Raw genomic sequence first — 24,190 nt, forward strand, 5'->3', positions numbered from 1 at the left:
ACTCAAGCGAATGCTTCGGAAATAAAGCCTCTAGCAATGATGCGCGATCTTCCCTATCGAAGACCGCGGTAAATGCCAACCCGTTGCGGATTCTGCGCGCGGCAGCACCCGAATTATCAGGGATACGTGCGGGGTGGAGACGCACAACCATCGGACCGTGTAGCACTAGGCTTTATTCAAGACGCTTCATATCGTCCGCTGCCGATGGTTGATTCCTCCTCCTGACAAAGCTTTTGCTGACAGGGTGTCTTTTGTCACCACAGCAAGCAGGAAACGTCGTCGCGACTCCGACCCCTCTGGTCGAAACTCGTTAGACACGGAGTGGCCAACCACTCCTGACGCGCCCTGACACCGACCGTGAGAAGTCGTGTGTGCCGAACGCCGTTTCCGGCAGCCCGGAAACCGACGGTACTACATGAAAAGAATGCTGATTAACGCAACCCAACCCGAAGAGTTGCGTGTTGCACTGGTAGATGGCCAACGCCTCTACGACCTGGACATCGAATCAGGTGCGCGCGAGCAGAAGAAGGCCAACATCTATAAAGGCCGGATTACTCGCATCGAACCAAGCCTCGAGGCTGCCTTTGTCGATTTTGGCTCTGAGCGCCATGGCTTCCTGCCACTCAAAGAAATCTCCCGCGAATACTTCAAGAAAGCACCTGAAGGCCGCGTCAACATCAAGGACGTCCTGACCGAAGGCCAGGAAGTTATCGTTCAGGTCGAAAAAGAAGAACGTGGCAACAAGGGCGCAGCCCTGACCACCTTCATCAGCCTGGCCGGTCGTTACCTGGTGCTGATGCCGAACAACCCGCGTGCCGGCGGCATTTCGCGCCGCATCGAAGGCGAAGAACGCAATGAATTGCGTGAAGCGCTGAATGGCCTGATCGCTCCGGCCGACATGGGCTTGATCGTGCGCACTGCCGGCCTTGGCCGCAGCAGCGAAGAAATGCAGTGGGACCTCGACTACCTGCTGCAACTCTGGACCGCTATCAAAGAAGCGTCGCTTGATCGTTCCGCGCCGTTCCTGATCTATCAGGAAAGCAACGTCATCATCCGCGCCATCCGCGATTACCTGCGCCAGGACATCGGCGAAGTGCTGATCGACAGCGTTGAAGCTCAGGAAGAAGCCCTGACCTTTATCCGCCAGGTGATGCCGCAGTACGCCAGCAAGATCAAGCTCTACGAAGACAGCGTACCGCTGTTCAACCGTTTCCAGATCGAAAGCCAGATCGAGACCGCTTTCCAGCGGGTCGTCGAATTGCCTTCCGGTGGCTCCATCGTCATCGATCCGACCGAAGCTCTGGTGTCCATCGACATCAACTCGGCGCGCGCCACTAAAGGCAGCGACATCGAAGAAACCGCACTGCAAACCAACCTGGAAGCGGCTGAAGAAATCGCCCGCCAGTTGCGTCTGCGTGATATCGGCGGCCTGATCGTCATCGACTTCATCGACATGACGCCAGCCAAGAACCAGCGCGCCGTGGAAGAGAAAGTCCGCGAAAGCCTGGAACAAGACCGTGCCCGCGTCCAGGTGGGTCGCATCTCGCGTTTCGGCTTGCTGGAAATGTCCCGTCAGCGCCTGCGTCCATCGCTGGGCGAAAGCAGCGGCATCGTTTGCCCTCGTTGCAACGGCACCGGCATCATTCGTGATGTTGAATCGCTGTCGCTGGCAATCCTGCGCCTGATCGAAGAAGAAGCCCTGAAAGATCGCACTGCAGAAGTTCGCGCTCAGGTGCCAATCCCGGTGGCGGCGTTCCTGCTCAACGAAAAACGCAACTCGATCACCAAGATCGAACTGCGTACTCGTGCTCGCATCGTCATCCTGCCGAACGATCACCTCGAAACGCCGCACTTCGAAGTGCAGCGTCTGCGTGATGACAGCCCGGAAGCCCACACCAACCAGTCCAGCTACGAAATCGCTGCGGCTGCCGCTGAAGTGGAAGAAGTGCCGCCAGCCCCGGCCGCGACCCGCACCCTGGTTCGCCAGGAAGCTGCAGTCAAAACCGCTCCGCCGCGCGCCAACGCGCCGATGCCGGTTGAAGCCGTTGCCGTTGCACCGACACCTGCTCCCGTTGCTCACGAACCAAGCCTGTTCAAAGGTCTGGTGAAGTCGCTGGTCAGCCTGTTCGCCACCAAGGAAGAGCCTGCAGCACCGGTCGTGGTCGAAAAACCAGCCGCTGCTGAACGTCCTGCTCGCACCGAAGAGCGCCGTAACGGTCGTCAGCAGAGCCGCAGCCGCACTGGCCGCCGCGATGAAGAACGCAAACCACGCGAAGAACGCGCACCGCGCGAAGAGCGTGCCCCTCGTGAAGAACGTGCGCCACGTGAAGTGCGTGAAGTGCGTGAAGTGCGCGAAGAGACTACAGCCCCTCGCGAAGAGCGCGCACCTCGCCCGCCTCGTGAAGAACGCGCTCCACGTGCGCCACGTGAAGATCGCAAGCCACGCGAAGAGCGTCCGGTCCGCGAACTGCGCGAGCCTCTGGATGCTGTTGCTCCAGTTGAAGTCCGTAGCGAAGAGCGTCCTGAGCGCGCACCGCGTGAAGAGCGTCAGCCACGTGCCGAACAGGCCGTAGCTGTCAGCGAAGAAGAAGTGCTGCCTAACGAAGAGCTGTTGCAGGATGACAATCAGGATGACACCGAAGGTGATCGCCCTCGTCGTCGTTCACGTGGTCAGCGTCGTCGCAGCAACCGTCGCGAGCGTCAACGTGATGCCAACGGCAATGTGATCGAAGGTTCGGAAGGCGCTGAAGAAAGCACCACCGAAGAAACCACCTCCGATCTGGCTGCCGGTCTGGCAGTCACTGCCGCCGTTGCCAGCAGCGTGATCAGCGCACCGGCCGAAGCCGATGCACACCGTCAGGCTGAACGCGCCACTGCCGCAGTAGAAGCAAGCGATGCGCCAGCCGTCGAGACCCCAGTGGTTGAAGCGCAGGCCGCAGACGTTGCACCGAGCGCAGCAGAAGCCGCTCCGGACGTTGAAGTCCAGGCAGTACCACGCGAAGAGCCCGCAGCACCGGTTGAACAACCAGCAGCCGCTCAGGCTGAACTGTTCAGCGCACCGGTCGTCGAGCACGCAGCGTCGTACCACAAAGCACCCGTAGCGCCTGTTCAGGAAGAGGTTCAGGCAACTGAATCGTCAGCACTGCCGACCGAAGCACCTGCTGCGCCGGCCGTCGCTGAACCTGTCATCGCCGAACCCGTGACGCCTGCTCCGGAAGTCAAAGCCGAACCAGCACCTGAAGCAGTGGTTGAAGCCATCGCTGAAGAAGCCCCGGCTCTTCCAGTCAGCAGCACTGGCCGTGCGCCGAACGATCCTCGCGAAGTGCGTCGTCGCAAGCGTGAAGCCGAGCGTCTGCTGAAAGAAGCTGAAGAAGCAGCTGCCAACGCTCCACAGGTTGTCGCTGTAGAACCGGCTCCTGTCGTTGCTGAAATCGAATCGACCCAGCACGTTGAAAGCACCGAACAAGTGCCGGTCATCGATGAGAACCTGCGTTCGATTGAAGACGTTGTGAAGCAGCACCCTGAAGTACTGGAAGAAAGCAAAGAGCCTAAACCGCTCGCTTAATCCCGGCTGATGAAAAAGCCCCCACCTGCGCGAGCAGATGGGGGCTTTTTCATGCCTGCGAAACGGGTTTACCCAGCGGACGCGAAGGTGGTAATCCAGGCACATCAGTCAATCAAGGCGTGAACACCAACGATGCAGGTGTATCGACGTCCCACAGCACGCCGGGGTCGTCGACCGGCACTTCCCGCACCCGCCCAGCCTGAAACAAGCGTCTTGCGCCCCGCTCGCCCGCCAATGCCATCAACGGCAGGCAAAACTGACGGCCGAATGCTACGGGATGACCGTATTCTCCAGCGCTGACCGGCACACTGACGGACCCTTCTTCCAGCGAGCCAATCACCCGAACCAGGGTGTCGGGCAAGATAAATGGCATATCCCCCAACACAACCAGCCAACCACGATGATCGGGCTGAGCGGTAACCGCCGCCGCGATGCTGTCGCCCATACCGCCTGACGCCAGCAACTCCACCTGGCAGCCATAACGCAGTCCCAGCTCAATGACCTCAAGACGCTCGGGACGGGTCAGTAGCACACAGTTATCCACAGCCCCTTTATCCACAGCCGCTTGCAAGTTCAGCAACACCTGCTCAAGCACCGGGCGCACAATTCCGTCGCGCCCGACACACGGAGCCAGTAACTTATCTTGATCCGCACCGGCAACGGCCCGATAGCGACTGCCCTGCCCTGCGGCAAGCACCACAGCACACAGGGTTGTGCTCAATGCGCCGTCTCTGCGCTGAGGGGGTTTTTCTGCTTCAAGGGAATGCCGTTTTTAAGGGCCACGATCTCTGCCATCAATGACAGCGCGATTTCTGCGGGGGTATGGCTGCCAATGTGCAGACCGACAGGCCCATGCAAACGTCCGATAATCTCAGCATCCATGCCCAGTTGAGCAAGATTTTCCCGGCGCTTCTGGCTGGTGGCCCTCGACCCAAGCGCGCCCACGTAGAACGCGTTGGAACTCAATGCCGTGAGCAGGGCCATATCATCCAGGCGCGGGTCATGGGTCAGGGCAACGATGGCGGTGCGCTCGTCGGGCTCGATGGTCAACACGGCATCATCCGGCATTCCGGGCACGAAGCGCGCTTGCTGATCCTCCCAACCGTAGGCAAATTCTTTGCGCGGATCACAGATCAGCACGTCGAAATCCAGCAGACGGGCGATCTCGGCGACATACCGCGACAATTGCCCCGCGCCAATCAACATCAAACGCCAGCGCGGCCCATAGATTGTGCGCAGGGTCTGCCCATCGAACGTCACCCCCTCTTCACGACTGGCCGGGTGCAGGCTGACAGCGCCAGACTGCAGATTCAGCTCGCGAGCGACGATCTGGTGATCCCCGCAGCGCTGCAATACGTCGGCAACCCACTGCACATCGCCGACCCACTCTTCGGCCAAACGCAGCGTACCGCCGCACGGCAGACCAAATCGGGCGGCCTCTTCGCGGGTCACGCCATAGGTCACCAGGTGCACGCCATTACTGGCGTGTACACGCCCCTCCTGCAAGCGCGCGATCAGGTCGTCCTCGATGCAGCCACCCGATACGGAGCCGATGACGATGCCGTCTTCGCGCAAGGCCAGCATCGCGCCGGGTGGCCGAGGCGCGCTGCCCCAGGTCTGCACCACGCTGTACAACAGCACGCGATGCCCCGCGCGGCGCCATTCGAGCACGCTGCGCAGGACATTCAGGTCAACGCTGTCCATCAGACTTTGGCCTGTTTCGCCTGCCAGCCGTTGAGCTGATAGCGAATTGGCAGGCTGCGGATCCGTTGGCCTGTGGCGGCGAAGATCGCGTTGCACAAGGCCGGCGCAATCGGCGGTACACCTGGCTCGCCAACACCGCCCAACGGCACCTCACCGGCAGGCGTCACCAGATGCACGGCGACGTGCTTGGGCGCCAGCGACATGCGCGCAACTTCGTACATGTGGAAGTTGTCCTGCTGAACCTTGCCGTCCTTAAAGCTGATTTCCCCCAGCACCGCGTTGCCCAGGCCCATCACGCAAGCACCTTCGAACTGCGAGCGAATCCGCTCCGGGTTGATCTGCGGCCCGCAATCCACGGCGATGTCGGCTTTGTGCACGATCAAGGTCCCGTCATCCTTGACCTCGACCTCGATCACTGCCGCCACATAGGTGACGAAGCTGTAATGCGCGGCCAGGCCAAGGCCACGGCCCTTGGGCAATTTACGCCCCCAATCGGCTTCCTTGGCGGCCCGCTCGATCACTGCACGCAAGCGCGCGGTATCAATCGGGTAACGCTCTGGCGATTCACCGTAATTCCACTCTTCACTGAGGGTACGTGGATCGATCTGCCGATCCGGGCCCAGGAGTTTGAGCTGGTACTTCAAGGGGTCTTGCTTCGCTTTGGCTGCCAGTTCATCGATAAAGCTCTGCACCGCAAACCCGTGGGGGATGTTCGATACCGAGCGGTACCAGCCCACACGGGTATGCGCCACGGCCTCGGGGTTTTCCAGGCGGACATTGGGGATTGCGTACGGCATGTTGGTGAAGCCCATGCCCAGTTCGAACGCACCTTCGTTCTTGACCCCCGGCGCAAACAGCGCGGTGATGCTCGGCGCTACGGTGCGGTGCAACCAGCCAGACGGCATGCCGTCCTTATCGAGGCTGGCCTTGAGGTATTCCGCCGACACCGTGTGGAAGTAAGAGTTATGAACATCGTCTTCCCGCGTCCATTGGACCCGCACCGCTTTACCGGGCATGGCTTTGGCAAGGATCGCCGCTTCGATCACGAAGTCCGGTTTCGACTTGCGCCCGAAACCGCCGCCCAGCAGGGTGACATTGACCGTGACCTTGTCGAAGTGGATGCCCAGACGGTCCGCGATCCGCGTGCGGGTCACTTGCGGCGCCTGGCTCGGCGCCCAGGCTTCGCATACGCCATCCTGGAAACGGGCAATGGCAACCATCGGCTCCATCGGCGATTGCGCCAGATGCGGCAAGTAATACGAAGCGTCGAGCGTACTATGAGCCTTGCTCAGGGCGGCGTCGATATCACCCGTGCTGCGGACTACTTTGCCTGATTTCTGCGCGGCAGCTTCAATTTCCTTGCGGTAAGCGACCGAGTCGTAACTGGCGTTGACGCCATCATCCCACTCGATTTTCAGCGCATCACGGCCTTTGATCGCAGCCCAGGTGTTGCTGGCGATCACCGCCACACCGCCCAGCGGCTGGAACTCGGAGGGCAGCGGGCTGCTCTCGATTTCCATGACTTTGATCACACCGGGCACTTTCAGGGCAGCGCTGGAGTCAACGGATTTAACCTTGCCGCCATACACCCGTGGCCGCGCAATGGTGGCGTAGAGCATGCCGTCAAAATGCACATCAGCGCCATAAATCGCCCGGCCATTGACGATGTCATCACCATCAAGGGCGCGCGTTGCTTCCTTACCGATATAACGGAACTCGGAAGGCTGCTTGAGGCGCAAGCTGTCACGGGCAGGCACGGCCAATGCACCGGCCGCCGTGGCCAACTCGCCATAGCCCAACTCACGGCCTGTCGGCCTGTGGATAACTTTATGCAGCTGCGCGTGGCATTCGGCCAATGGCACTTTCCATTGATCGGCAGCGGCTTGTTCGAGCATGGTCCGCGCGGCAGCACCACAGCGGCGCATAGGCTCATACCAGTGGCGCATGCTGCGCGAACCGTCGGTGTCCTGGTTGCCGAAGCGTACCTCGTCGCCGGGTGCCTGCTTGACCTTGACCCGCGTCCAATCGGCTTCCAGTTCGTCCGCGACCACCATGCTCAGGCTGCTGCGAATACCCTGACCCATTTCGGAACGGTTGCACGTCACCGTCACAGTGCCGTCGGCGTCGATGCTGACGTAGACCTTCGGGTCATCGATCCAGCCGTGCGGCATGCCGTCGGCGCCGAACTTCTTCTCATCGGCGAAAGCATCCTGCCAACCCCAACTGGCAGCCAGTACCAGCGCGCTGGTTGCGCCGACACCTTTAAGGAAGCCGCGACGGCTCAAATTATTCAGGGCGAAATCGTTCAGGGACTGGCTCATGCCTTGGCCTCCTTCAGGTGAGTCGCGGCCTTATGGATCGCGGTTTTGATCCGGTTATAGGTACCGCAACGGCAGATGTTGCCAGCCATATAGTCTTCAATCTGGGCATCGCTAGGTGCCGGATTGCTCTTGAGCAAGGCGGTCGCGGACATGATTTGCCCACCCTGACAGAAGCCGCATTGGGCCACGCCATTATCGAGCCAGGCTTGCTGTACCACTTGACCGACCGGATCGCTGTGCAGGTTATCGATGGTGGTGACCGGTTGACCGACCACGCTGCCAATCGGGGTGACACATGAGCGCGCCGGCTCACCATTGATGTGGATGGTGCAGGCACCGCACACGCCCATGCCACAGCCGAATTTGGTCCCGGTGTAACCCGCGATGTCCCGGATAGCCCACAGCAGTGGCATATCGTCAGTCGCATCCAATTGGTGATCTTTGCCATTGAGATTCAGGGTAATCATGGAGCACGCCGCCTATTTATCAGGGGTTCGAGACGAGCGATCTTTCTCTGGATTCAGCTCTTTGGCTGAGGCAGATCGGCTCAGGCTAATACAGGACCGTGTCGCACAGCCCCTCGGTTCGGATGCATCAACAAGTCGCTCGCCTTACATCGATAGCAAGCTAACTAAAAAGCGTTTAAGCGAACGAGTCCGCCTCAGGGATTCTGATGGTTCTAATGAAACAGGAGCAAAGCGAGGGTAGAGAATAGCCCTAAAAACAACCGAACCTTAGTAAAGGTTCGGCTCCATTTCCAATTGCACGTTATAGAGCTGGGCAATGTCATTTTGAATACGTTGCGCCAGGTTCAGCAGCTGCAACCCGGTGGCGTTGCCATAATTGACCAACACCAGTGACTGCAGGCGATGTACCCCCGCCCCGTTGCCCGCGTCGCGATACCCTTTCCACCCCGCGTGCTCGATCAGCCAGCCCGCAGCCAGCTTCACTTGACCATCAGCCTGTGGATAAGCAGTCAGACCCGGATATTGGCGCTTCAGTTCAGCTGCCAATGAAGCGGGTACCAATGGATTTTTGAAAAAACTGCCCGCATTGCCCAAGACGGCCGGGTCCGGCAGTTTTTCGCTGCGGATCGCACAGATCGCCAGACTGACATCCTTGGGCGTCGGCTGAACGATGCCCTGTTCATCCAGACGCTGACGTACAGGCCCGTATTCCAGATGCAGGTGCGCCGCGCGACTCAGTACAAAGCGCACGCGCAGAATCACCCAGCGCCCTGTTTCGCGCTTGAACACGCTGTCGCGGTAAGCGAAAGCGCAGTCGCCAAGGGAAAACTCACGCAGCTCACCTGTCTGGCGGTCCAGCGCAGTCAGGCTATGGAATACATCCTTGATTTCGACACCATAGGCACCAATGTTCTGCATCGGCGCAGCGCCCACGGTGCCAGGAATCAGGCTGAGGTTTTCCAGGCCGGACAGGCCCTGCTCAAGGCTCCACAGCACAAAGGGATGCCAAGCCTCACCCGCCTCGGCTTCCACGATGACCTGCTCGCCATCGTCGGCAAGTAGACGAACGCCGCGACTGGCCATGCGCAGCACCAGTGCCTGAATATCGGCCGTCAGCAACAGATTGCTGCCGCCGCCAATGACCAGCAATGGCAGCCCGTGTTCAGCCGAAAACGCCAATGCCTGGCGCACCTCATCGTCGTTGTGGGCTTCGGCGAACGCTTTGGCGCTCACGTCCACGCCAAAGGTGTTGAACGGCTTGAGGGAAACCGCGGACTGCACCTGCAAGGCCATCAAACCTCCAGCAAGCGGCGCACGCGCTCAAGGTCTTCAGCGGTGTCGACACCGGCTGGCGGCGCTTCCACTGCATCGGCGACGTGAATACGCACGCCATGCCACAGGGCACGCAGTTGCTCCAGGCTCTCTGTATCTTCCAGCCAGCACGGGCCCCAACTGACGAAGTCGTGAAGGAAACCCGCACGGTAGGCGTAGATCCCGATATGTCGGCGATACGGGACGCCGGCCGGCAACTGATCGCGATCCTTGGCCAGGGCGTCACGCGCCCACGGCAATGGTGCGCGACTGAACGTCAGGGCCAGGCCATTGAGATCAGCCACGACTTTGACCACGTTCGGATTAAACAGGCTGGCCACATCGTCGATCGGTTCGGCCAGGGTCGACATCCGCGCTTCCGGGTGTGCCGCCAGGTTGTCCGCCACTTGATCGATCACCGCAGGCGGGATCATCGGCTCATCACCCTGCACGTTGACCACGATGGCGTCGTGCGCCAGGCCCAGTTGAGCGGCGACTTCGGCCAGGCGGTCGGTACCGGAGTTGTGGTCGTCACGGGTCAGCAGCACTTCGGCGCCAAAAGCACGGCAAGCCTCGACGATGCGCGCATCATCAGTGGCCACTACCACGCGCTCAGCGCTGCTTTTACGCGCCTGTTCCCAGACGTGCTGGATCATCGGCTTGCCAGCGATCATTTTCAGGGGCTTGCCGGGGAAACGGCTGGAGCCGAAACGCGCCGGAATAACAACCGTGAACGCTGCAGTCATTTATCCAGACGCTCTTCGGTGGACAGGGTGCGCGCTTCGCTTTCCAGCATCACCGGAATGCCATCACGAATCGGATAGGCCAGGCCCGCGCCTTTGCTGATCAGCTCGGTTTTGTCGGCGCTGAGCTTGAGCGGCCCTTTGCAGATCGGGCAAGCGAGGATGTCGAGCAATTTGGTGTCCATAAAAAATCCTGTGGTGTTGCTGTTATTTACGGAGAAAGTGGCGAAATGGGCAACAGGCGTAACAACTGCGAATCGAACCAACTGACGAAGGCGGCTGAAGGCTGCGCATCCACAGCCAGATACCACCAATCGTCAGCGGCGAAGGTCCGGCACTTCACGGCATCCTTCTCGGTCATGATCAGCGGCAACGACGGTGTGAACGTCAACGCCTGCGCACTGTAGACTGCGTGATCGGCGAACGCGTGGGGAACAGGCTGCCAGTGTAGCCCTTCGAGGGTGTTGAAGAAACGTTGTGGATTGCCAATTCCGGCCACCGCATGCAGCGCTTGTCCGGCCGGAAAGTGATCCAGCGGCAGACGCTCGCCGCTACGCAGGTTGACCAGGGCGGTGGGTTTGAGAACAAATGCGAAGCCGTCCTCGCGGTCGCTGACGGCGCCGTTATAAAGCACCGCATCGACGCTATTCAGGCGCTCCATCGGTTCGCGCAAGGGGCCTGCGGGCAGGCAGCGGCGATTACCCAGGCCGCGAACGGCATCGATCAATACCAGTTCCAGATCCCGGGCCAGGCGATAATGTTGCAGGCCATCGTCGCTCAGGATCAGGTCCAGCGGCTCGGCATCGAGCAAGGCACGCACGGCGCGACTGCGGTCCGGGTCGATCATCAGGGCTACGCCGCTGCGCTGCACGATCAACAACGGTTCGTCACCGGTTTCGCTGGCACTTTGCCCGACACGGACCCGCCACGGGAAACTCGGCGGTGTAGCGCCGTACCCCCGGCTGACCACCCCGACCCGCAGACCCTGGTTGCGACAGTGCTCGATCAACCACAGGATCATCGGCGTTTTGCCGGTACCGCCCACCGTGACGTTACCCACCACCAGCACTGGGACCGACGCCTTATAGATGTCGCCCTCACCGGCCAGGAAGCGCGCCCGTTTTTTCTGCACCACTCGCCGGTACACCCATTCCAGCGGGCGTAGCAGGCCAAGCGCAGGATGGCCGGTGTACCAGGCATTGAGTAAACGGTCGGTCAGCGCCATCAGTTAGCCGTTGGCGCCTCGACGGTGGTCATGCGCAGGTGGCTGAAACCCAGCTTGCCCGCTGCATCCATCGCTGTGATAACGGCTTGGTGAGGGGTTTTTCCGTCGGCGCTGATCGAGAGCGGCAGTGTCGTATCACCAGCCGACTCCTTCTGCAGCGCATCGATCAGCGTTGCCAGATCATTCTTGGGCAGCAACCGGTTATTCAGCGAATAGACGCCATCGGCACTGATTGCGATGTCCAGGTGTTTAAGTTCTGAATCGGCTTCCGGAGTGCCGGTGACCGCTTGCGGCAATTCGACGCGCAACTGGGTCTCACGGGTAAACGTGGTGGTGACAACGAAGAACAGCAGCAGGATAAACACCACGTCGATCAACGACACGAGGTTGATGTCGATGATCTCCCGCGGTTTACGGCGGCGGAATTTCACGCTTTACCCTCGGTCAGATCGACGTCACGGTCGCCCTGCACCACTTCGACCAGCTTGATAGCTTCCTGCTCCATGCCCACCACCAGTTCATCGACCCGACTTTGCAGGAACCGGTGGAAAAAGATGGCAGGAATACCGACCATCAGGCCGGAAGCGGTACAGATCAGCGCTTTGGATATACCGCCAGCCAGTATCGCCGCATTGGTAGTCATGCCTGAGTTCACGAACGAACCAAAGATATCGATCATGCCCAGCACCGTCCCCAGCAAACCGAGCAACGGCGCCATGGCAGCAATGGTGCCCAACGCACTCAGGTAACGCTCGAGTTCATGAATGACCCGCGCCGCAGCCTCTTCGATGCACTCTTTCATGATCTCGCGACCATGTTTGGAGTTCGCCAGACCCGCCGCGAGAATCTCGCCCAGCGGTGAGTCGGCGCGCAGCTCTTTGAGCTTGTCGCTGTTAAGTTGCTTGTCTTTGATCCAGCGCCACACCTGACCGAGCAAATGCGGCGGGGTGATGCGGCTGGCACGCAACGTCCAGAGCCGCTCGATAATGATCGCGACAGCAGCGATGGAACTCAGGATGATTGGCAGCATCATCCAACCGCCTGATTTGACCAGTTCCCACACAGTGACGACCCCTTGAAAAAAGTGGCGTCACTCTACCATAGGGCCGCCCGCACGCCGAACCCCGCGATGAATAACCGCCCTGATCAATCGCGCCAGAAGCGCCGTCGGGCACGCTCTCCTTGCGCCTCACCGAATACCCCCAGTTGCAGACGAATCGCGCCCAGTTCGGCGCTGTCATAAGGCTGCACGGCCAAGGCTGCATAGCGCGCCATTACCTGCGGGTGCGGGTGCCCGAACGCATTGTTGCGCCCACGGGAGATCAATACTCTTTCAGGCGCCACCGCCTTGAGAAACGCCGTGGATGAGGAACTGCGGCTCCCATGATGCGGCGCCTGCAACCAATGCGCGCGAACATCGAACCCGCTGCCGAGCACGGCACGTTCGGCTCCGGCTTCAATATCGCCAGTCAACAACAAACGCTCACCATTGGCCTCGACCCGCAGTACGCAGGAAGCCTCGTTACTCTCTGTCGCGTGTTCCCAGCGCCAGGTCGAGAAATGCACACCATCCCACTGCCATTGCTCACCGTTCTGACAGGACTGAGCCTGCAAGAGTGGCGGCAACTTGGCTACCTCGCCAGCCAGTACGCGGGCAACAGGCAAGCTTTTATAGACGGCCTGCGCCCCACCCGCATGGTCGGCATGCGCATGACTGATCAACATCAAATCGAGCTGGCGTACGCCGGTCTTGCGTATCGACGGCAGCACCACGCGCTGGCCAATATCGAAATCACCGAAGCGCGGGCCTGCGTCATACAACAGCGTGTGCTGGCGCGTCCGCAACACAATCGCCAGGCCCTGTCCCACATCCAGCTGCATCACCTCGACCTGACCATAGGGCACGCTCTTCACTGGCGGGAACACGCACAGCAGCAACAGCGGCCAGCCCAACAGACGCAATGGCACGCCCTTGGGCAGCAGCAACAAGACGCCGCCAAGCATGCTCAGCCACCACGCCCACCACGGCACCGCACTGCCGATCCAGGCCGGGACCCACCCAGCGACCCACGCCAACCCCTGAAACAGCCACCCCAGCAGACCTCCAGCCAGCCACAGCAAACCCTCGCCAATACCGGGCACCGGCAATAACACAGTGCCGAGCAGCGCCAGCGGCAACACGACGACGCTGATCCATGGCACCGCGAGCAAATTGGCCAATGGCCCGCTGAGACTGACCGGCAGGTTCAACGCGAGCACTACCGGGAGCAACCCGATGGCGATCAACCATTGCGCACGGGTCCAGCTTTGCAGCCAGCTCCAGGCGCCCAGCCGACCACTGAATACCAGAATCAGGATCGCGACGGCGGCAAAGGACAACCAAAAACCGGGTTGCAAACTGACCAGCGGTTCGACGACCAGTACCGCGTTGAGTGACAACAACAAGGGCCACCACACACCCAGGTGACGGAAGCGCAGACGCCAGAGCAGGACCATACCGATCATCGTGCAGGCTCGGCGCACCGGCACTTCAAAACCAGCCAGCAAGCCGTAACCGAGCGCTGCGGCAAACGCCAGGCCACACGCACAGGGCAACCACGGCAAACGGCGCGGCCACAGCCCCCAACGCGCCAGCCCGGCGACCAGCGCGTAAATCAACCCGGCCAGTAACCCGATGTGCTGGCCCGAGATCACCAGCAGATGCACAGTGCCGGTGTCCTGCAGCACTTGCCAATCAGCCGGCGTCAGCCCTGAATCGTCGCCCAGCACCAGCGCCGCCAGCCCGCCTTGACGTCCTTGTGCATCGACTGCCAGCAACCGCTGACGCACCGCATCGCGCCAGGCTGAACGCGCAGGCGCGAGCAATTGCCCATCCGCCACGGTACCGGTCGCGCCAATGCGCTGCGCCAACAACCAGGCTTCGTAGTCGAATGAATCAGGATTAATCAGGCCCGCCGGACGTTTGAGCTTGACCGCCAGCCGCCAGTGCTCGCCGCTGCGCACACCAGAGCCGCCGTACCACGCCAGACGCATATGCTCAGGCAACCGGGCACGACGTGATTGCGCACCGTCGAGTTGAAAGCGCACCACGCCGTCACTCGACTGCGGCAAGCCGACCACCTTGCCTTGCACCCATAGCGTTTGGCCGTCGAGTCGAGGCAGCAGGCGATCATCCAGCGCCCATTGCGCCGACACACACGCCCAACTGAAGCCGAACAGAAAAAACGCCAGCGGATAACTTCGAAACGGCAACAGCATCAGCGCCAAGACGGGCGTCAACAGCAACAGCCAAAACGGTGGCAATGCCGGCATGAAACGAATAGCCAAAAGACCCAGCGCGAGCGCCACCATCCCTGTGCGCATAAGTCTGTCCTTGAGAAGTCCATCCCTTGGATTAGCGCACCCTGCCAGACCCCGCTTTTATTAATTGTCACAAAGTCTGAATTTGATGTAGGCAGAATCTAGGCATACTGACCCACACACCTGGGACGAGACCCCCTATGCCGCGTCGTCTATTCAAACGCTACATGCCTGACCCGACCCGCATCAGGGAACACAAATCCTTACGCTTTCTCGGTCGTCTTCTGCATGATCCGAACCTCTGGCACCTCAATCGCCACTCCGTCTCGCGTGCGATGGGCATCGGGCTGTTCGCAGCATTTATGCCCATTCCCTTGCAGATGTTGTTGGCGGCCATGCTGGCCATCGCGGTGCGCGGCAATATGCCGATTGGCGTCAGCCTGGTCTGGCTGACCAATCCAGTCACGATGCCTCCGGTGTTTTATTGCACGTACCGGATCGGTGCCTGGCTGATGCAATTGCCACCACGCCACCTGCCGCCTGAACTGTCCTGGGAGTGGATCAGCGGGCAGTTATCAACCTTGTGGCAGCCCTTCTTGCTGGGCTCTGTAGTGACAGGCATCGTATTTGGCACACTGGCATACGGCCTGACCCAGCTGTATTGGCGCTGGTGGGTCAGCAGGCAGTGGCGTTTGCGGAGAGAGAAGAGGAAGTGAAGCTGTCAGGCTGACGCAATCCGTGGGGGCAAATAAATTCGCTCCCACGGATTGAGTACACAGCCTGTACAGAGGAAGACTACTGACGCATCCCGCGCCCGCTGATCAGCAGACGCGCACAGCCCAGGTACAAAATAACGGTCGCCACGACCATGAACGTCAGGGCGATGCTGATGCGGATGTCCGACACACCCAGGATGCCGTAACGGAAGGCGTTGACCATGTGCAGCACCGGGTTGGCCATGGACACGGTCTGCCAGAACGGCGGCAGCAGGTTGATCGAGTAAAACACCCCGCCCAGGTAGGTCAACGGCGTCAGGACGAAGGTCGGAATAATCGAGATATCGTCGAAGTTGCGCGCAAAGACGGCGTTGATGAAGCCCAGCAGCGAGAAAATCGTTGCCGTCAGCACGACCACCACTATCGTGATCCCCAAGTGATGGACCTGCAGGTCAGTAAAGAACATCGACAACAGGGTCACGATCAGGCCCACCATCAAACCGCGCAGTACGCCCCCAAGGGTGTAGCCGATCAGGATGGTGTGCGGCGAGACCGGCGAGACCATCAACTCTTCGATCGAACGCTGAAACTTGGCGCCGAAGAAGCTCGACACAACGTTGCCATAGGAGTTGGTGATCACCGACATCATGATCAGGCCCGGCACGATGTACTGCATGTAGGTGAAGCCACCCATGTCGCCAATCTGCCGGCCGATCAGGTTGCCGAAGATCACGAAGTACAACACCATGGTGATCGCTGGCGGCAGCAACGTTTGCGGCCAGATACGGGTGAAACGACGGATCTCGCGATAGACGATGGTTTGTAGGGCAATCAGGTTGGGACGCAGCTCGGAGCCAGGATTGGAACTCATACCGCCACCTTCGCCAGGTTTTTTTCCACCAGAGAAACGAACAGCTCCTCAAGGCGATTGGTTTTATTGCGCAGGCTCAGCACTTCGACTTTCTGCGCGGCCAACTGACCGAACAGCGCGGTGATGCCAACGGTCTTGTCCACTTGCACTTCCAGGGTATGGCTGTCGACCAACTTCGCCGGGTAACCAATCAAGGTCGGCGCCACCTGATACGCATCCCTCAGATCAAGCAAAAACGTCTCGACGTGCAGCGTATTCAGCAGTTGCTTCATGCCCATGTTCTGGACGATGACGCCGTGATCGATGATCCCGATATTACGGCACAGGTGCTCAGCCTCTTCCAGGTAGTGCGTGGTGAGGATGATGGTGATGCCTTTCTCGTTCAGCTCGGTGAGGAAGGTCCACATTGAGCGACGCAGCTCAATGTCCACGCCCGCCGTCGGCTCATCAAGAATCAACAGACGCGGTTCGTGGATCAACGCCCGAGCGATCATCAGACGGCGCTTCATGCCGCCGGACAACGCACGCGATGGCACGTCGCGTTTGTCCCACAAGCCCAGTTGAGTCAGGTATTGCTCGGCCCGCTCTTTGGCGATTTTGGGTGGGATACCGTAGTACCCGGCTTGGGTTACCACAATGTCGAACGTCTTTTCGAACTGGTTGAAATTGAATTCCTGCGGCACCACACCGATGCACCGCTTGAGCGCTGCGGGCTCGCGATCCAGGTCATGACCAAAGATATTCACTGTACCGCTGGTTTTGTTGACCAGGGTCGAGATGATGCCGATGGTGGTGGATTTTCCGGCGCCATTGGGGCCGAGCAATGCGAAGAAATCACCTTCAGCGACATCCAGATCGATACCACTCAGGGCCTGGAAACCGTTGCCGTAGGTTTTGGTTAGCTGCCGGATGGACAGAGCGGAACTCATATCTGAAATACGCACCAAGAAGGGGGAAGGAAGAATAAATAAGGTCGAGCGCAATCAATAACAACTGCGGCCAACCGGACAATGGTGCTTGGCAACGCCGCGCAAGTACAGCGACATGTGTTGATAGTCAGTATTAACTCAACGCGGTCATCACTGCTTTTCGATAGGCCGGCCGCGCTTTCAAGCGCTCATACCAGGCTTGAAGATGGTGCATCGCGGGGCGTTCAATCGGCATCTCGAACCAGGCATATATAAAGCTGCCCAAGGGAATATCGCCCATCCCCAACACCTCTCCAGACAAGTAAGGCTGTTTGGCCAACGTGTCGTCGACGACGGCCAGCAACGCCTGACACGTTTTGATCGCACCGTTGATCTGCACCCAGTCCTGCTGATCCGCCGGGGTGCGCAACACGCCCCAGAACACGCTCTTGAAGGGTTCGGCAAACGTTGAGGTGGTCCAATCCATCCATTTGTCCGCCGACGCCCGCGCGGTCAGGCTGTCAGGGTACATGGCCGAGCCCGGCGCATAACGAGCGGCGAGATAGCGCACGATGGCGTTGGATTCCCAGAGTACGAAACCATCATCCTCAATGACCGGGATCCGGCCATTGGGGTTCATCGCCCGGTATTCGGGTTGATCGACAATGCCAAATGCGCCACCGGCATCAATGGCTTCATACGGCACCGCAACCTCTTCTGCACACCACAGCGCCTTGCGCACGTTGGACGAGTTTTTCCGACCCCAGATTTTCAGCATGCCATTCCCCTTGTCAAACCCGTGATGACTCAATCGTGCATCAGTTTAATCCGAGCACGCCCCTCTAAATCCAGCGATCTATTATAGAAATTGATCGCCTGCATCTCTGGGCTGGAGCTGAAACCGAGTTCATGCCCGGCGAACTCCGCCACGGCCGGGTGGTCACTATCGATGCACTCGCTGTTGTCGCCATCTTCACCTGATGCCGACTAAGCTCTTGATGGCGGATTTTTTGCCGCTGTCGTCACGGAGGATTACCTATGCTGTTGTTGTGGATACTGGTTCTGGTGGTCGGGGTTGCTTATCTGGCCCACCGACGCGTCGCACCCCTGCCCTGCTTGGGTGTGGTCGCTGTCTTTTTGCTGGCAATGGGCGCCTTCAGCCACGCGCCGGGTTGGCTGCTGGTAGTGCTCTGGGTGTTGTGGCTGGCAGTCGCAGTGCCGTTGGCCCTGCCAGATCTGCGCCGCACGTACCTCACTGCGCGGTTGTTCTCATGGTTCAAGAAAACCTTGCCACCTATGTCGCAGACCGAGCGCGACGCCATCGACGCGGGCACCGTCTGGTGGGACGGTGAACTGTTCAGCGGTCGCCCCGCCTGGAACACGCTGCTGGCCTACCCCAAAGTCCAGCTCACAGAAGAAGAACAGGCGTTCCTCGACGGCCCTACCGAAGAGTTGTGCGCGATGGTCAGTGACTGGCAGATCGGCCAGTCAATGGACTTGCCGCCTGAAGCCTGGGAACACATCAAGCAGCACGGCTTCTTCGCCCTGATCATCCCCAAAGAATATGGCGGCAAAGGTTTCTCGGCCTACGCTCACTCCCAAGTGGCGATGAAACTGGCCACCCGCAGCGGCGACCTGGCGTCCACGGTCATGGTGCCCAACTCCCTCGGCCCTGCCGAATTGCTGCTGCATTACGGCACGGACGAACAACGCAATCACTACTTGCCACGCCTGGCACGCGGCGACGACATTCCGTGTTTCGCCCTGACCGGCCCGCTGGCGGGCTCTGATGCCGGCGCCATGCCGGACACCGGGGTGATCTGCAAAGGCCAATGGCAAGGCAAAGAAGTCATCGGCCTGCGCCTGAACTGGGAAAAACGCTACATCACCCTCGGCCCGGTCGCCACCTTGCTGGGTCTGGCGTTCAAGGCATTCGACCCTGAGCACTTGCTCGGCGACAAGGAAGACCTGGGCATCAGCCTGGCGCTGATCCCGACCGATACCCCCGGCGTGGAAATCGGGCGCCGCCACCTGCCACTGGGCGCCGCGTTCATGAACGGCCCCAACAGCGGCAAGGACGTGTTCATCCCCCTGGACCTCCTGATCGGTGGTCAGGACATGCTCGGCAAAGGCTGGATGATGCTGATGAACTGCCTGTCGGTGGGTCGTTCAATCTCCCTGCCTGCGGTCGGCACTGGCGCAGCCAAGTTCACCAGCCTGGTCACCGGGCAATATGCGCAGGTGCGTGAACAGTTCAATGTGCCGCTGTCGGCTTTCGAAGGTATCCAGGAAGCCCTGGCGCGGATCGGCGGCAACGCCTGGCTGATGGACAGCGCGCGGATGCTCACCGCCAACGCCGTGGACCTGGGGGAAAAACCCTCGGTGTTGTCGGCGATCCTGAAATATCACCTGACCGAACGTGGCCGTGAATGCATCAGCCACGCCATGGATGTGCACGGTGGCAAGGGCATCATCATGGGCCCGAACAACTATCTGGGCCGCAGCTGGCAGGGGGCGCCAATCTTCATCACCGTAGAAGGCGCCAACATCCTTTCGCGCAACCTGATGATCTTCGGTCAGGGCGCGATTCGCTGCCATCCGTTCGTGCTCAAGGAAATGGCCCTGGCCGGCCGCGAGGATCACGAACGCGCGCTGGTGGAGTTCGATGGCCTGCTGCTCAAGCACATCGGTTTTGCGGTCGGCAACGCAGCCAGTACCTTCATTCGCAACCTTGGCCTTGGACGTTTCGAGACCGTACCGGGAGACAGCCTGAGCCAGGGTTACTTCCGCGCACTGAATCGCCAGGCCGCCGCTTTTGCCCTGCTGGCCGACTTGAGCATGATGCTCCTGGGCGGCGAGCTCAAACGGCGGGAACGGCTGTCTGCCCGTCTCGGCGATGTGCTGAGCCATCTGTACCTGGCCTCCGCCGCGCTCAAGCGTTACCACGACCTCGATTCGCCCGACCACATGCGCCCCCTGTTTCGCTGGGCCATGGAGGAAAGCCTTGGCGAGTCCGAGCGCGCACTGGATGAGCTGCTGAGCAACTTCCCGAGTCGAGTAATGGGTTGCCTGCTGCGTGTGGTGGTGTTCCCGTTCGGTCGTCGGCACACCGGGCCATCGGATGCACTGGATGCCGAGGTCGCCGAAGTGATTGGTCGCGCCAAAGGAGATCCGGCCCTGGAAGAACTGCTTGCTGGCTGCTATCGCCCGCAATCGATAGATGATCCGGTCGGCGCCCTGCAACACGCCAGTGACTTGCTGAAAGCCAGCCAACCGCTACAACAAAAGCTGCACCACGCACTGAAAAGCGGTCAGTTGAAACCGGCGGCAGGTGAGCACGTTATCGATGCCGCCCTGAGCGTCGGCGTGCTGCTACCGGCCGAAGCACAAACGCTACGCGTGGCAGAGGCGGCGCGGCGCACAGTGATCGATGTCGATGATTTCGATAAAGAGGAACTGACGCTGGCCGAGGGCAAGACTCGCTAGTTGACCAGAGGTAAGACAGCGGGCGCACAGGGCTTTATACTCGTGCGCCCGTTTTTGCTTTAGAGGACTCCATCATGGCCGACGCCACGCTCGACCACCAACTTGCCCTGCTCGCGCACCTGCGCAGCATCCTGGTCGCCCTTGGCGAGGCCGAACAAGTTCCCGAAGAAAGCCATGAGCTGTTCATGGAGCGCTTCGACGAACTGGTCGCGCTATTGCCGCAAGACCCCATCGAAAGCCAATACCTGGGCCAGGAAATGCTCTGCCAGGTCATTCAGCGCTACCCGCAAATTGCCCACCTGGTCCCCCGCGATCTGTTGTGGTTCTTCGCTGGCGACTGCCTGCACTTCATGCCCGATGATGAGATCGACCTGTATCAGGCACTCGAAGAACGCCGCTACGAAGCCGAGCAGAATGAAGAACCGTTCGACTGGAATCAGGAAAAACAACTGATGGCGCTCTCGCTACAAGACAGCAGGCACTGATTGATCGGCCTTCACCTTTGAGCGCCCACCCGCAATGAGCTGACGCGTAGTTACACGTCAGCTCCCGGGGCCACACCAAAAAACGCACACACAAAAACGCACACACAAAAACGCCGCTCAATGAGCGGCGTTTTTGTTTGTATATGGAGCGGGAAACGAGACTCGAACTCGCGACCCCGACCTTGGCAAGGTCGTGCTCTACCAACTGAGCTATTCCCGCAAATGGCGTCCCCTAGGGGACTCGAACCCCTGTTACCGCCGTGAAAGGGCGGTGTCCTAGGCCACTAGACGAAGGGGACGCTGCCCGAAACATACTAGGTATGTTCCAGTGTCCAAAACATGATCCGAAGACCGTGCCCTGGTTTCACCAGCCCTGCCCGAAAGCAAGACTGCTTAAAAATGGAGCGGGAAACGAGACTCGAACTCGCGACCCCGACCTTGGCAAGGTCGTGCTCTACCAACTGAGCTATTCCCGCAATGGCGTCCCCTAGGGGACTCGAACCCCTGTTACCGCCGTGAAAGGGCGGTGTCCTAGGCCACTAGACGAAGGGGACACACGTACAACTTCACTACTTATCTGCGTTTCGCTGTGTGCTTTACGCTGTAAGTGGCGCGCATTCTATGGATGCTGGGGCAAGTCGTCAACCCCCATCTATAAATATATCTAAATCAACGACTTCCCCGCGCATTGATATCTTGGCCCACACGCACAGGCGCCTGAATTACCACGCCGTTAGTTTGACGAACGACCGTTACACCTATCGGCAAAAATGCTTAACCACTACACTCGACACAAACTACCCGAATGAGGTTTCAACGGTGACACCACTCATGATCACCCTGCTGATAGTCGCTGGCATCGTCATTCTGATTGCCATCGGCTTCCTCAACCACGTATCCGAAAACAAGAAGCTGGAAAAGGCTCGCCTTAAGGTCGAGCTGAATGATCGTCTGCGCCGCTGCGGAGAGATCACCGAAACTTTTCCCGGCCAGTTGATGACGCCCGCTCTCAAGCTGCTACTGACGCGTCTGGAACTGAACGTGAACCAGCGCCTGCTCGCTCTGAACAAGGGCAACAGCGCGCTCAAGGCACGTATAGATGAACTCGCGACACTGGTGAATCAGGGCGACGCGATCCCGATCAGCAACCCACCCGGCCCGATCCTGACCGAAGCCAAGGCCAAGGACGTGCGCTTTCTATTAGAAGCCATACACGGCCAGGTGACACGCGCCGCACACGATGGCTTCTTGCCTACCAACGAAGCCAAGTACTGGATCAAGGAAATCCGCAATATTCTGGTGCTGCTGCACATCGAGTTCTTCAATAACCTGGGGCAACAGGCGTTCTCCCACGAGCAGCCCGGTCAGGCGCGACTGGCGTTCGAACGCGGCGTGCAGTACCTGCGTAAACAGCCTGACCCAGCCGTTTATCAGGAACAACTCCGGTACATGGAAAGCATGCTGGCCCGCGCGAACTCAATGGTATTGACCAATACCGCGCCTGCCGAAGGCGAAGTAAACGAATTGACCGACGGATTGAAGACTGTCGAAGCAGACGGCGACTGGAAAAAGAAAGTGGTCTACGACTGAGGCTCTGACTACAAGGCAGACAGGCGCAAAGCCTGTCTGCCGATAAACTCACCGACTCTGCAACCGCCACACCATCAGGCAATCAATCGCACGTGGTCAGCCTGAGAAAGATGGCCACCAACTGTTCCATGCCTGCCTGATCCTGCTCGGAGAAGCGCCCAACACTTGGGCTGTCCAGATCCAGCACACCAATCAATCGCCCGCCCTTGACCAATGGCACCACCAGCTCGCTGTTCGATGCGCTGTCGCAGGCGATATGCCCGTCGAACGCGTGGACATCTTCGACCCGCTGAGTCTTGCGGGTCGCGGCCGCCGCGCCGCAAACGCCACGGCCGAACGGGATTCGCACGCAGGCGATTTGCCCCTGAAAAGGTCCCAACACCAACTCTTCGTTGCGCGCCAAATAGAAGCCAGCCCAGTTCAGGTCATCAAGCTGACTGAACAAAAAAGCAGAAAACTGTGCGGCATTGGCAATGAAGTCACGCTCGTCCGCCAGCAACGACTCCAACTGTGCGGCGAGCAAGCCGTAGCCGTTCAGGCCAGCGCCGGTGTTTTGTAAATCGATCATGCTTGTTGCTCCAACAATTTTAGCCCTACCCAATAACGCGCAAATTGATAAGCACAACGACCGTTGCGATTACCGCGCCCGGTCGCCCAACGGACCGCCGTGATATCCAGTGCCTCATCGCGCTGCCACTCAAGGCCCGACGCTGACGCCAATTGACCAATCCAGTGTTCGACCACGCTCAGAAAGTGTTCCTGAGTGAAGGGATAGAACGATAGCCACAGGCCAAAACGGTCAGACAAGGCAATCTTGTCTTCCACCGCCTCGCTGGGGTGCAGCTCGCCGTCGACCCGCTGCCAGTTTTCGTTATCGCTTTCCTTCTCCGGCACCAGATGGCGACGGTTGGACGTGGCGTACAACAGCACGTTGTCCGGCGCCTGTTCGAGCGAACCGTCCAGCACGCTCTTGAGCACGCGGTAATCGCTCTCGCCCGCTTCGAACGACAGGTCATCGCAAAACAGTACGAAGCGCTGAGGCAATTTCTGCAATTGCTCCACCACACGAGGCAGATCGCCCAGGTGATCGCGCTCAATCTCGATCAGACGCAAACCGCACTGATGATTTTCAGCCAACAATGCACGGACCAGCGATGACTTGCCGGTCCCTCGCGAGCCCCAGAGCAACGCATGGTTGGCCGGCAGACCATCAATGAACTGCCGGGTATTGCGCGCCAGTTGATCGCGCTGTTTATCGACACCGATCAGGTCAGACAAGCGTGTGTCCAGGCTGACGTGGAGTGGCATCAAGTAACCACTGCGACCTTCCTGCACCCAACGCGCGGCCAGGGAGTGCGCCCAGTCGACGGGACGACGAGGTGCCGGCAATAGCGGCTCCAGACGGGCCAGCACCGCATCGGCGCGTTCGAGAAATGCATTTAACCGAGAGTCCACGGTGTCTCCTTAATTAAACTGAATAAAGGCAAGGCCTGATCGG

At 59.7% G+C, this 24,190-nt stretch carries 21 protein-coding genes, 4 tRNA genes and 1 pseudogene; 5 read left to right on the plus strand and 21 right to left on the minus strand.

The annotated features are described in order from the left end of the window. Positions 1-415: 415 nt before the first annotated feature. The gene (rne, locus tag RGU44_RS12790) at positions 416-3,565 is read left to right on the plus strand and encodes a ribonuclease E (RefSeq protein WP_322217401.1); all 3,150 of its coding nucleotides are present in this window, start codon (positions 416-418) and stop codon (positions 3,563-3,565) included. 112 nt (positions 3,566-3,677) lie between these two features. Here rne and RGU44_RS12795 read toward each other — a convergent pair whose 3' ends face one another. The 12 genes and pseudogenes from RGU44_RS12795 to RGU44_RS12845 all read right to left on the minus strand — a co-directional run bounded on the left by RGU44_RS12795 (position 3,678) and on the right by RGU44_RS12845 (position 14,699). Next, positions 3,678-4,286, minus strand: coding sequence for a nucleotidyltransferase family protein (locus RGU44_RS12795; RefSeq protein ID WP_322217403.1), 609 nt, complete (start codon positions 4,284-4,286; stop codon positions 3,678-3,680). Then, positions 4,283-5,269, minus strand: coding sequence for an XdhC family protein (locus RGU44_RS12800; protein ID WP_322217404.1), 987 nt, complete (start codon positions 5,267-5,269; stop codon positions 4,283-4,285). The genes RGU44_RS12795 and RGU44_RS12800 overlap by 4 nt, the downstream gene beginning before the upstream one ends. Then, positions 5,269-6,888: a xanthine dehydrogenase family protein molybdopterin-binding subunit gene (locus RGU44_RS12805; protein ID WP_416194642.1), complete on the minus strand. Its 1,620-nt coding sequence runs from the start codon at positions 6,886-6,888 to the stop codon at positions 5,269-5,271. The genes RGU44_RS12800 and RGU44_RS12805 overlap by 1 nt, the downstream gene beginning before the upstream one ends. 204 nt (positions 6,889-7,092) lie before the next feature. Continuing rightward, positions 7,093-7,524, minus strand: a pseudogene (locus RGU44_RS25095) (molybdopterin cofactor-binding domain-containing protein); the annotation flags it as partial. A gap of 62 nt (positions 7,525-7,586) precedes the next feature. After that, on the minus strand, positions 7,587-8,057 hold the full coding sequence (locus RGU44_RS12810) for a (2Fe-2S)-binding protein (RefSeq protein WP_322217410.1): 471 nt from the start codon (positions 8,055-8,057) through the stop codon (positions 7,587-7,589). 267 nt (positions 8,058-8,324) lie between these two features. Further along, a complete protein-coding gene (murB, locus tag RGU44_RS12815) occupies positions 8,325-9,350 on the minus strand; it encodes a UDP-N-acetylmuramate dehydrogenase (protein ID WP_322217412.1) in 1,026 nt (341 codons plus the stop codon). Further along, on the minus strand, positions 9,350-10,114 hold the full coding sequence (gene kdsB, locus RGU44_RS12820; protein ID WP_322217415.1) for a 3-deoxy-manno-octulosonate cytidylyltransferase: 765 nt from the start codon (positions 10,112-10,114) through the stop codon (positions 9,350-9,352). Before kdsB ends, murB begins: the two co-directional genes overlap by 1 nt. Continuing rightward, complete coding sequence (locus tag RGU44_RS12825; protein ID WP_058437370.1) at positions 10,111-10,296, minus strand: Trm112 family protein; 186 nt, start codon at positions 10,294-10,296, stop codon at positions 10,111-10,113. The genes kdsB and RGU44_RS12825 overlap by 4 nt, the downstream gene beginning before the upstream one ends. Positions 10,297-10,322: 26 nt before the next feature. Then, positions 10,323-11,336 carry a tetraacyldisaccharide 4'-kinase gene (gene lpxK / locus RGU44_RS12830; protein ID WP_322217418.1) on the minus strand — a complete coding sequence of 338 codons (1,014 nt, stop codon included), beginning with the start codon at positions 11,334-11,336 and terminating at the stop codon, positions 10,323-10,325. Beyond that, on the minus strand, positions 11,336-11,767 hold the full coding sequence (locus tag RGU44_RS12835) for a biopolymer transporter ExbD (protein WP_322180863.1): 432 nt from the start codon (positions 11,765-11,767) through the stop codon (positions 11,336-11,338). Before RGU44_RS12835 ends, lpxK begins: the two co-directional genes overlap by 1 nt. After that, positions 11,764-12,399 (minus strand): MotA/TolQ/ExbB proton channel family protein, encoded by a 636-nt coding sequence (locus RGU44_RS12840; protein WP_322180865.1) that lies wholly within the window; start codon positions 12,397-12,399, stop codon positions 11,764-11,766. The genes RGU44_RS12835 and RGU44_RS12840 overlap by 4 nt, the downstream gene beginning before the upstream one ends. A gap of 83 nt (positions 12,400-12,482) precedes the next feature. Then, positions 12,483-14,699, minus strand: coding sequence for a DNA internalization-related competence protein ComEC/Rec2 (locus RGU44_RS12845; protein ID WP_322180867.1), 2,217 nt, complete (start codon positions 14,697-14,699; stop codon positions 12,483-12,485). Between the two features lie 137 nt (positions 14,700-14,836). On the opposite strand from RGU44_RS12845, the gene RGU44_RS12850 reads away from it, so the two are divergent. Then, positions 14,837-15,352, plus strand: a complete 516-nt coding sequence (locus RGU44_RS12850; RefSeq protein WP_322180869.1) for a DUF2062 domain-containing protein — start codon at positions 14,837-14,839, stop codon at positions 15,350-15,352. A 79-nt stretch (positions 15,353-15,431) separates the two neighbouring features. Here the strand turns inward: RGU44_RS12850 and RGU44_RS12855 are convergent, their stop codons facing one another. From RGU44_RS12855 to RGU44_RS12865, 3 genes are all read right to left on the minus strand, one after another. Continuing rightward, positions 15,432-16,223: an ABC transporter permease gene (locus RGU44_RS12855; protein WP_322180871.1), complete on the minus strand. Its 792-nt coding sequence runs from the start codon at positions 16,221-16,223 to the stop codon at positions 15,432-15,434. Next, the gene (locus RGU44_RS12860; protein ID WP_322180873.1) at positions 16,220-17,152 is read right to left on the minus strand and encodes an ABC transporter ATP-binding protein; all 933 of its coding nucleotides are present in this window, start codon (positions 17,150-17,152) and stop codon (positions 16,220-16,222) included. The genes RGU44_RS12855 and RGU44_RS12860 overlap by 4 nt, the downstream gene beginning before the upstream one ends. A gap of 133 nt (positions 17,153-17,285) precedes the next feature. Next, positions 17,286-17,909 carry a glutathione S-transferase gene (locus RGU44_RS12865; RefSeq protein WP_322180875.1) on the minus strand — a complete coding sequence of 208 codons (624 nt, stop codon included), beginning with the start codon at positions 17,907-17,909 and terminating at the stop codon, positions 17,286-17,288. 260 nt (positions 17,910-18,169) lie between these two features. Here RGU44_RS12865 and RGU44_RS12870 point away from each other — a divergent pair, with 260 nt between their 5' ends. Then, positions 18,170-20,617, plus strand: a complete 2,448-nt coding sequence (locus tag RGU44_RS12870) for an acyl-CoA dehydrogenase (RefSeq protein ID WP_322217420.1) — start codon at positions 18,170-18,172, stop codon at positions 20,615-20,617. 74 nt (positions 20,618-20,691) lie between these two features. Further along, positions 20,692-21,102 carry a PA2817 family protein gene (locus tag RGU44_RS12875; protein ID WP_219061650.1) on the plus strand — a complete coding sequence of 137 codons (411 nt, stop codon included), beginning with the start codon at positions 20,692-20,694 and terminating at the stop codon, positions 21,100-21,102. A 144-nt stretch (positions 21,103-21,246) separates the two neighbouring features. On the opposite strand, the gene RGU44_RS12880 is transcribed toward RGU44_RS12875, so the two are convergent. From RGU44_RS12880 to RGU44_RS12895, 4 genes are all read right to left on the minus strand, one after another. Then, a tRNA-Gly gene (locus RGU44_RS12880) sits at positions 21,247-21,322 on the minus strand. A 3-nt stretch (positions 21,323-21,325) separates the two neighbouring features. Then, a tRNA-Glu gene (locus RGU44_RS12885) sits at positions 21,326-21,401 on the minus strand. Positions 21,402-21,502: 101 nt separating this feature from the next. Next, positions 21,503-21,578: transfer RNA gene (locus tag RGU44_RS12890), tRNA-Gly, on the minus strand. Between the two features lie 2 nt (positions 21,579-21,580). Beyond that, positions 21,581-21,656 (minus strand) — tRNA-Glu (locus tag RGU44_RS12895). Between the two features lie 277 nt (positions 21,657-21,933). Here RGU44_RS12895 and RGU44_RS12900 point away from each other — a divergent pair. After that, positions 21,934-22,692 carry a hypothetical protein gene (locus RGU44_RS12900; RefSeq protein ID WP_322180882.1) on the plus strand — a complete coding sequence of 253 codons (759 nt, stop codon included), beginning with the start codon at positions 21,934-21,936 and terminating at the stop codon, positions 22,690-22,692. An 82-nt stretch (positions 22,693-22,774) separates the two neighbouring features. Here RGU44_RS12900 and RGU44_RS12905 read toward each other — a convergent pair whose 3' ends face one another. Continuing rightward, positions 22,775-23,260: a GAF domain-containing protein gene (locus RGU44_RS12905; protein ID WP_322180884.1), complete on the minus strand. Its 486-nt coding sequence runs from the start codon at positions 23,258-23,260 to the stop codon at positions 22,775-22,777. Then, a complete protein-coding gene (locus RGU44_RS12910; protein WP_322180886.1) occupies positions 23,257-24,147 on the minus strand; it encodes an ATP-binding protein in 891 nt (296 codons plus the stop codon). Before RGU44_RS12910 ends, RGU44_RS12905 begins: the two co-directional genes overlap by 4 nt. Positions 24,148-24,190: the final 43 nt, after the last annotated feature.

This window comes from Pseudomonas sp. 5C2 (assembly GCF_034314155.1).
Classification (GTDB): Bacteria; Pseudomonadota; Gammaproteobacteria; order Pseudomonadales; family Pseudomonadaceae; genus Aquipseudomonas.

Coding starts and splice junctions, on each gene's coding strand:
- RGU44_RS12900 (WP_322180882.1), top strand. CDS start 21,934: ATGATCACCCTGCTGATAGTCGCTGGCATCGTCATTCTGATTGCCATC.
- RGU44_RS12855 (WP_322180871.1), bottom strand. CDS start 16,223: ATGAGTTCCAATCCTGGCTCCGAGCTGCGTCCCAACCTGATTGCCCTA.
- RGU44_RS12850 (WP_322180869.1), top strand. CDS start 14,837: ATGCCGCGTCGTCTATTCAAACGCTACATGCCTGACCCGACCCGCATC.
- rne (WP_322217401.1), top strand. CDS start 416: ATGAAAAGAATGCTGATTAACGCAACCCAACCCGAAGAGTTGCGTGTT.
- RGU44_RS12860 (WP_322180873.1), bottom strand. CDS start 17,152: ATGAGTTCCGCTCTGTCCATCCGGCAGCTAACCAAAACCTACGGCAAC.
- kdsB (WP_322217415.1), bottom strand. CDS start 10,114: ATGACTGCAGCGTTCACGGTTGTTATTCCGGCGCGTTTCGGCTCCAGC.
- RGU44_RS12905 (WP_322180884.1), bottom strand. CDS start 23,260: ATGATCGATTTACAAAACACCGGCGCTGGCCTGAACGGCTACGGCTTG.
- lpxK (WP_322217418.1), bottom strand. CDS start 11,336: ATGGCGCTGACCGACCGTTTACTCAATGCCTGGTACACCGGCCATCCT.
- RGU44_RS12845 (WP_322180867.1), bottom strand. CDS start 14,699: ATGCGCACAGGGATGGTGGCGCTCGCGCTGGGTCTTTTGGCTATTCGT.
- RGU44_RS12805 (WP_416194642.1), bottom strand. CDS start 6,888: ATGCTCTACGCCACCATTGCGCGGCCACGGGTGTATGGCGGCAAGGTT.
- murB (WP_322217412.1), bottom strand. CDS start 9,350: ATGGCCTTGCAGGTGCAGTCCGCGGTTTCCCTCAAGCCGTTCAACACC.
- RGU44_RS12870 (WP_322217420.1), top strand. CDS start 18,170: ATGCTGTTGTTGTGGATACTGGTTCTGGTGGTCGGGGTTGCTTATCTG.
- RGU44_RS12800 (WP_322217404.1), bottom strand. CDS start 5,269: ATGGACAGCGTTGACCTGAATGTCCTGCGCAGCGTGCTCGAATGGCGC.
- RGU44_RS12825 (WP_058437370.1), bottom strand. CDS start 10,296: ATGGACACCAAATTGCTCGACATCCTCGCTTGCCCGATCTGCAAAGGG.
- RGU44_RS12875 (WP_219061650.1), top strand. CDS start 20,692: ATGGCCGACGCCACGCTCGACCACCAACTTGCCCTGCTCGCGCACCTG.
- RGU44_RS12810 (WP_322217410.1), bottom strand. CDS start 8,057: ATGATTACCCTGAATCTCAATGGCAAAGATCACCAATTGGATGCGACT.
- RGU44_RS12865 (WP_322180875.1), bottom strand. CDS start 17,909: ATGCTGAAAATCTGGGGTCGGAAAAACTCGTCCAACGTGCGCAAGGCG.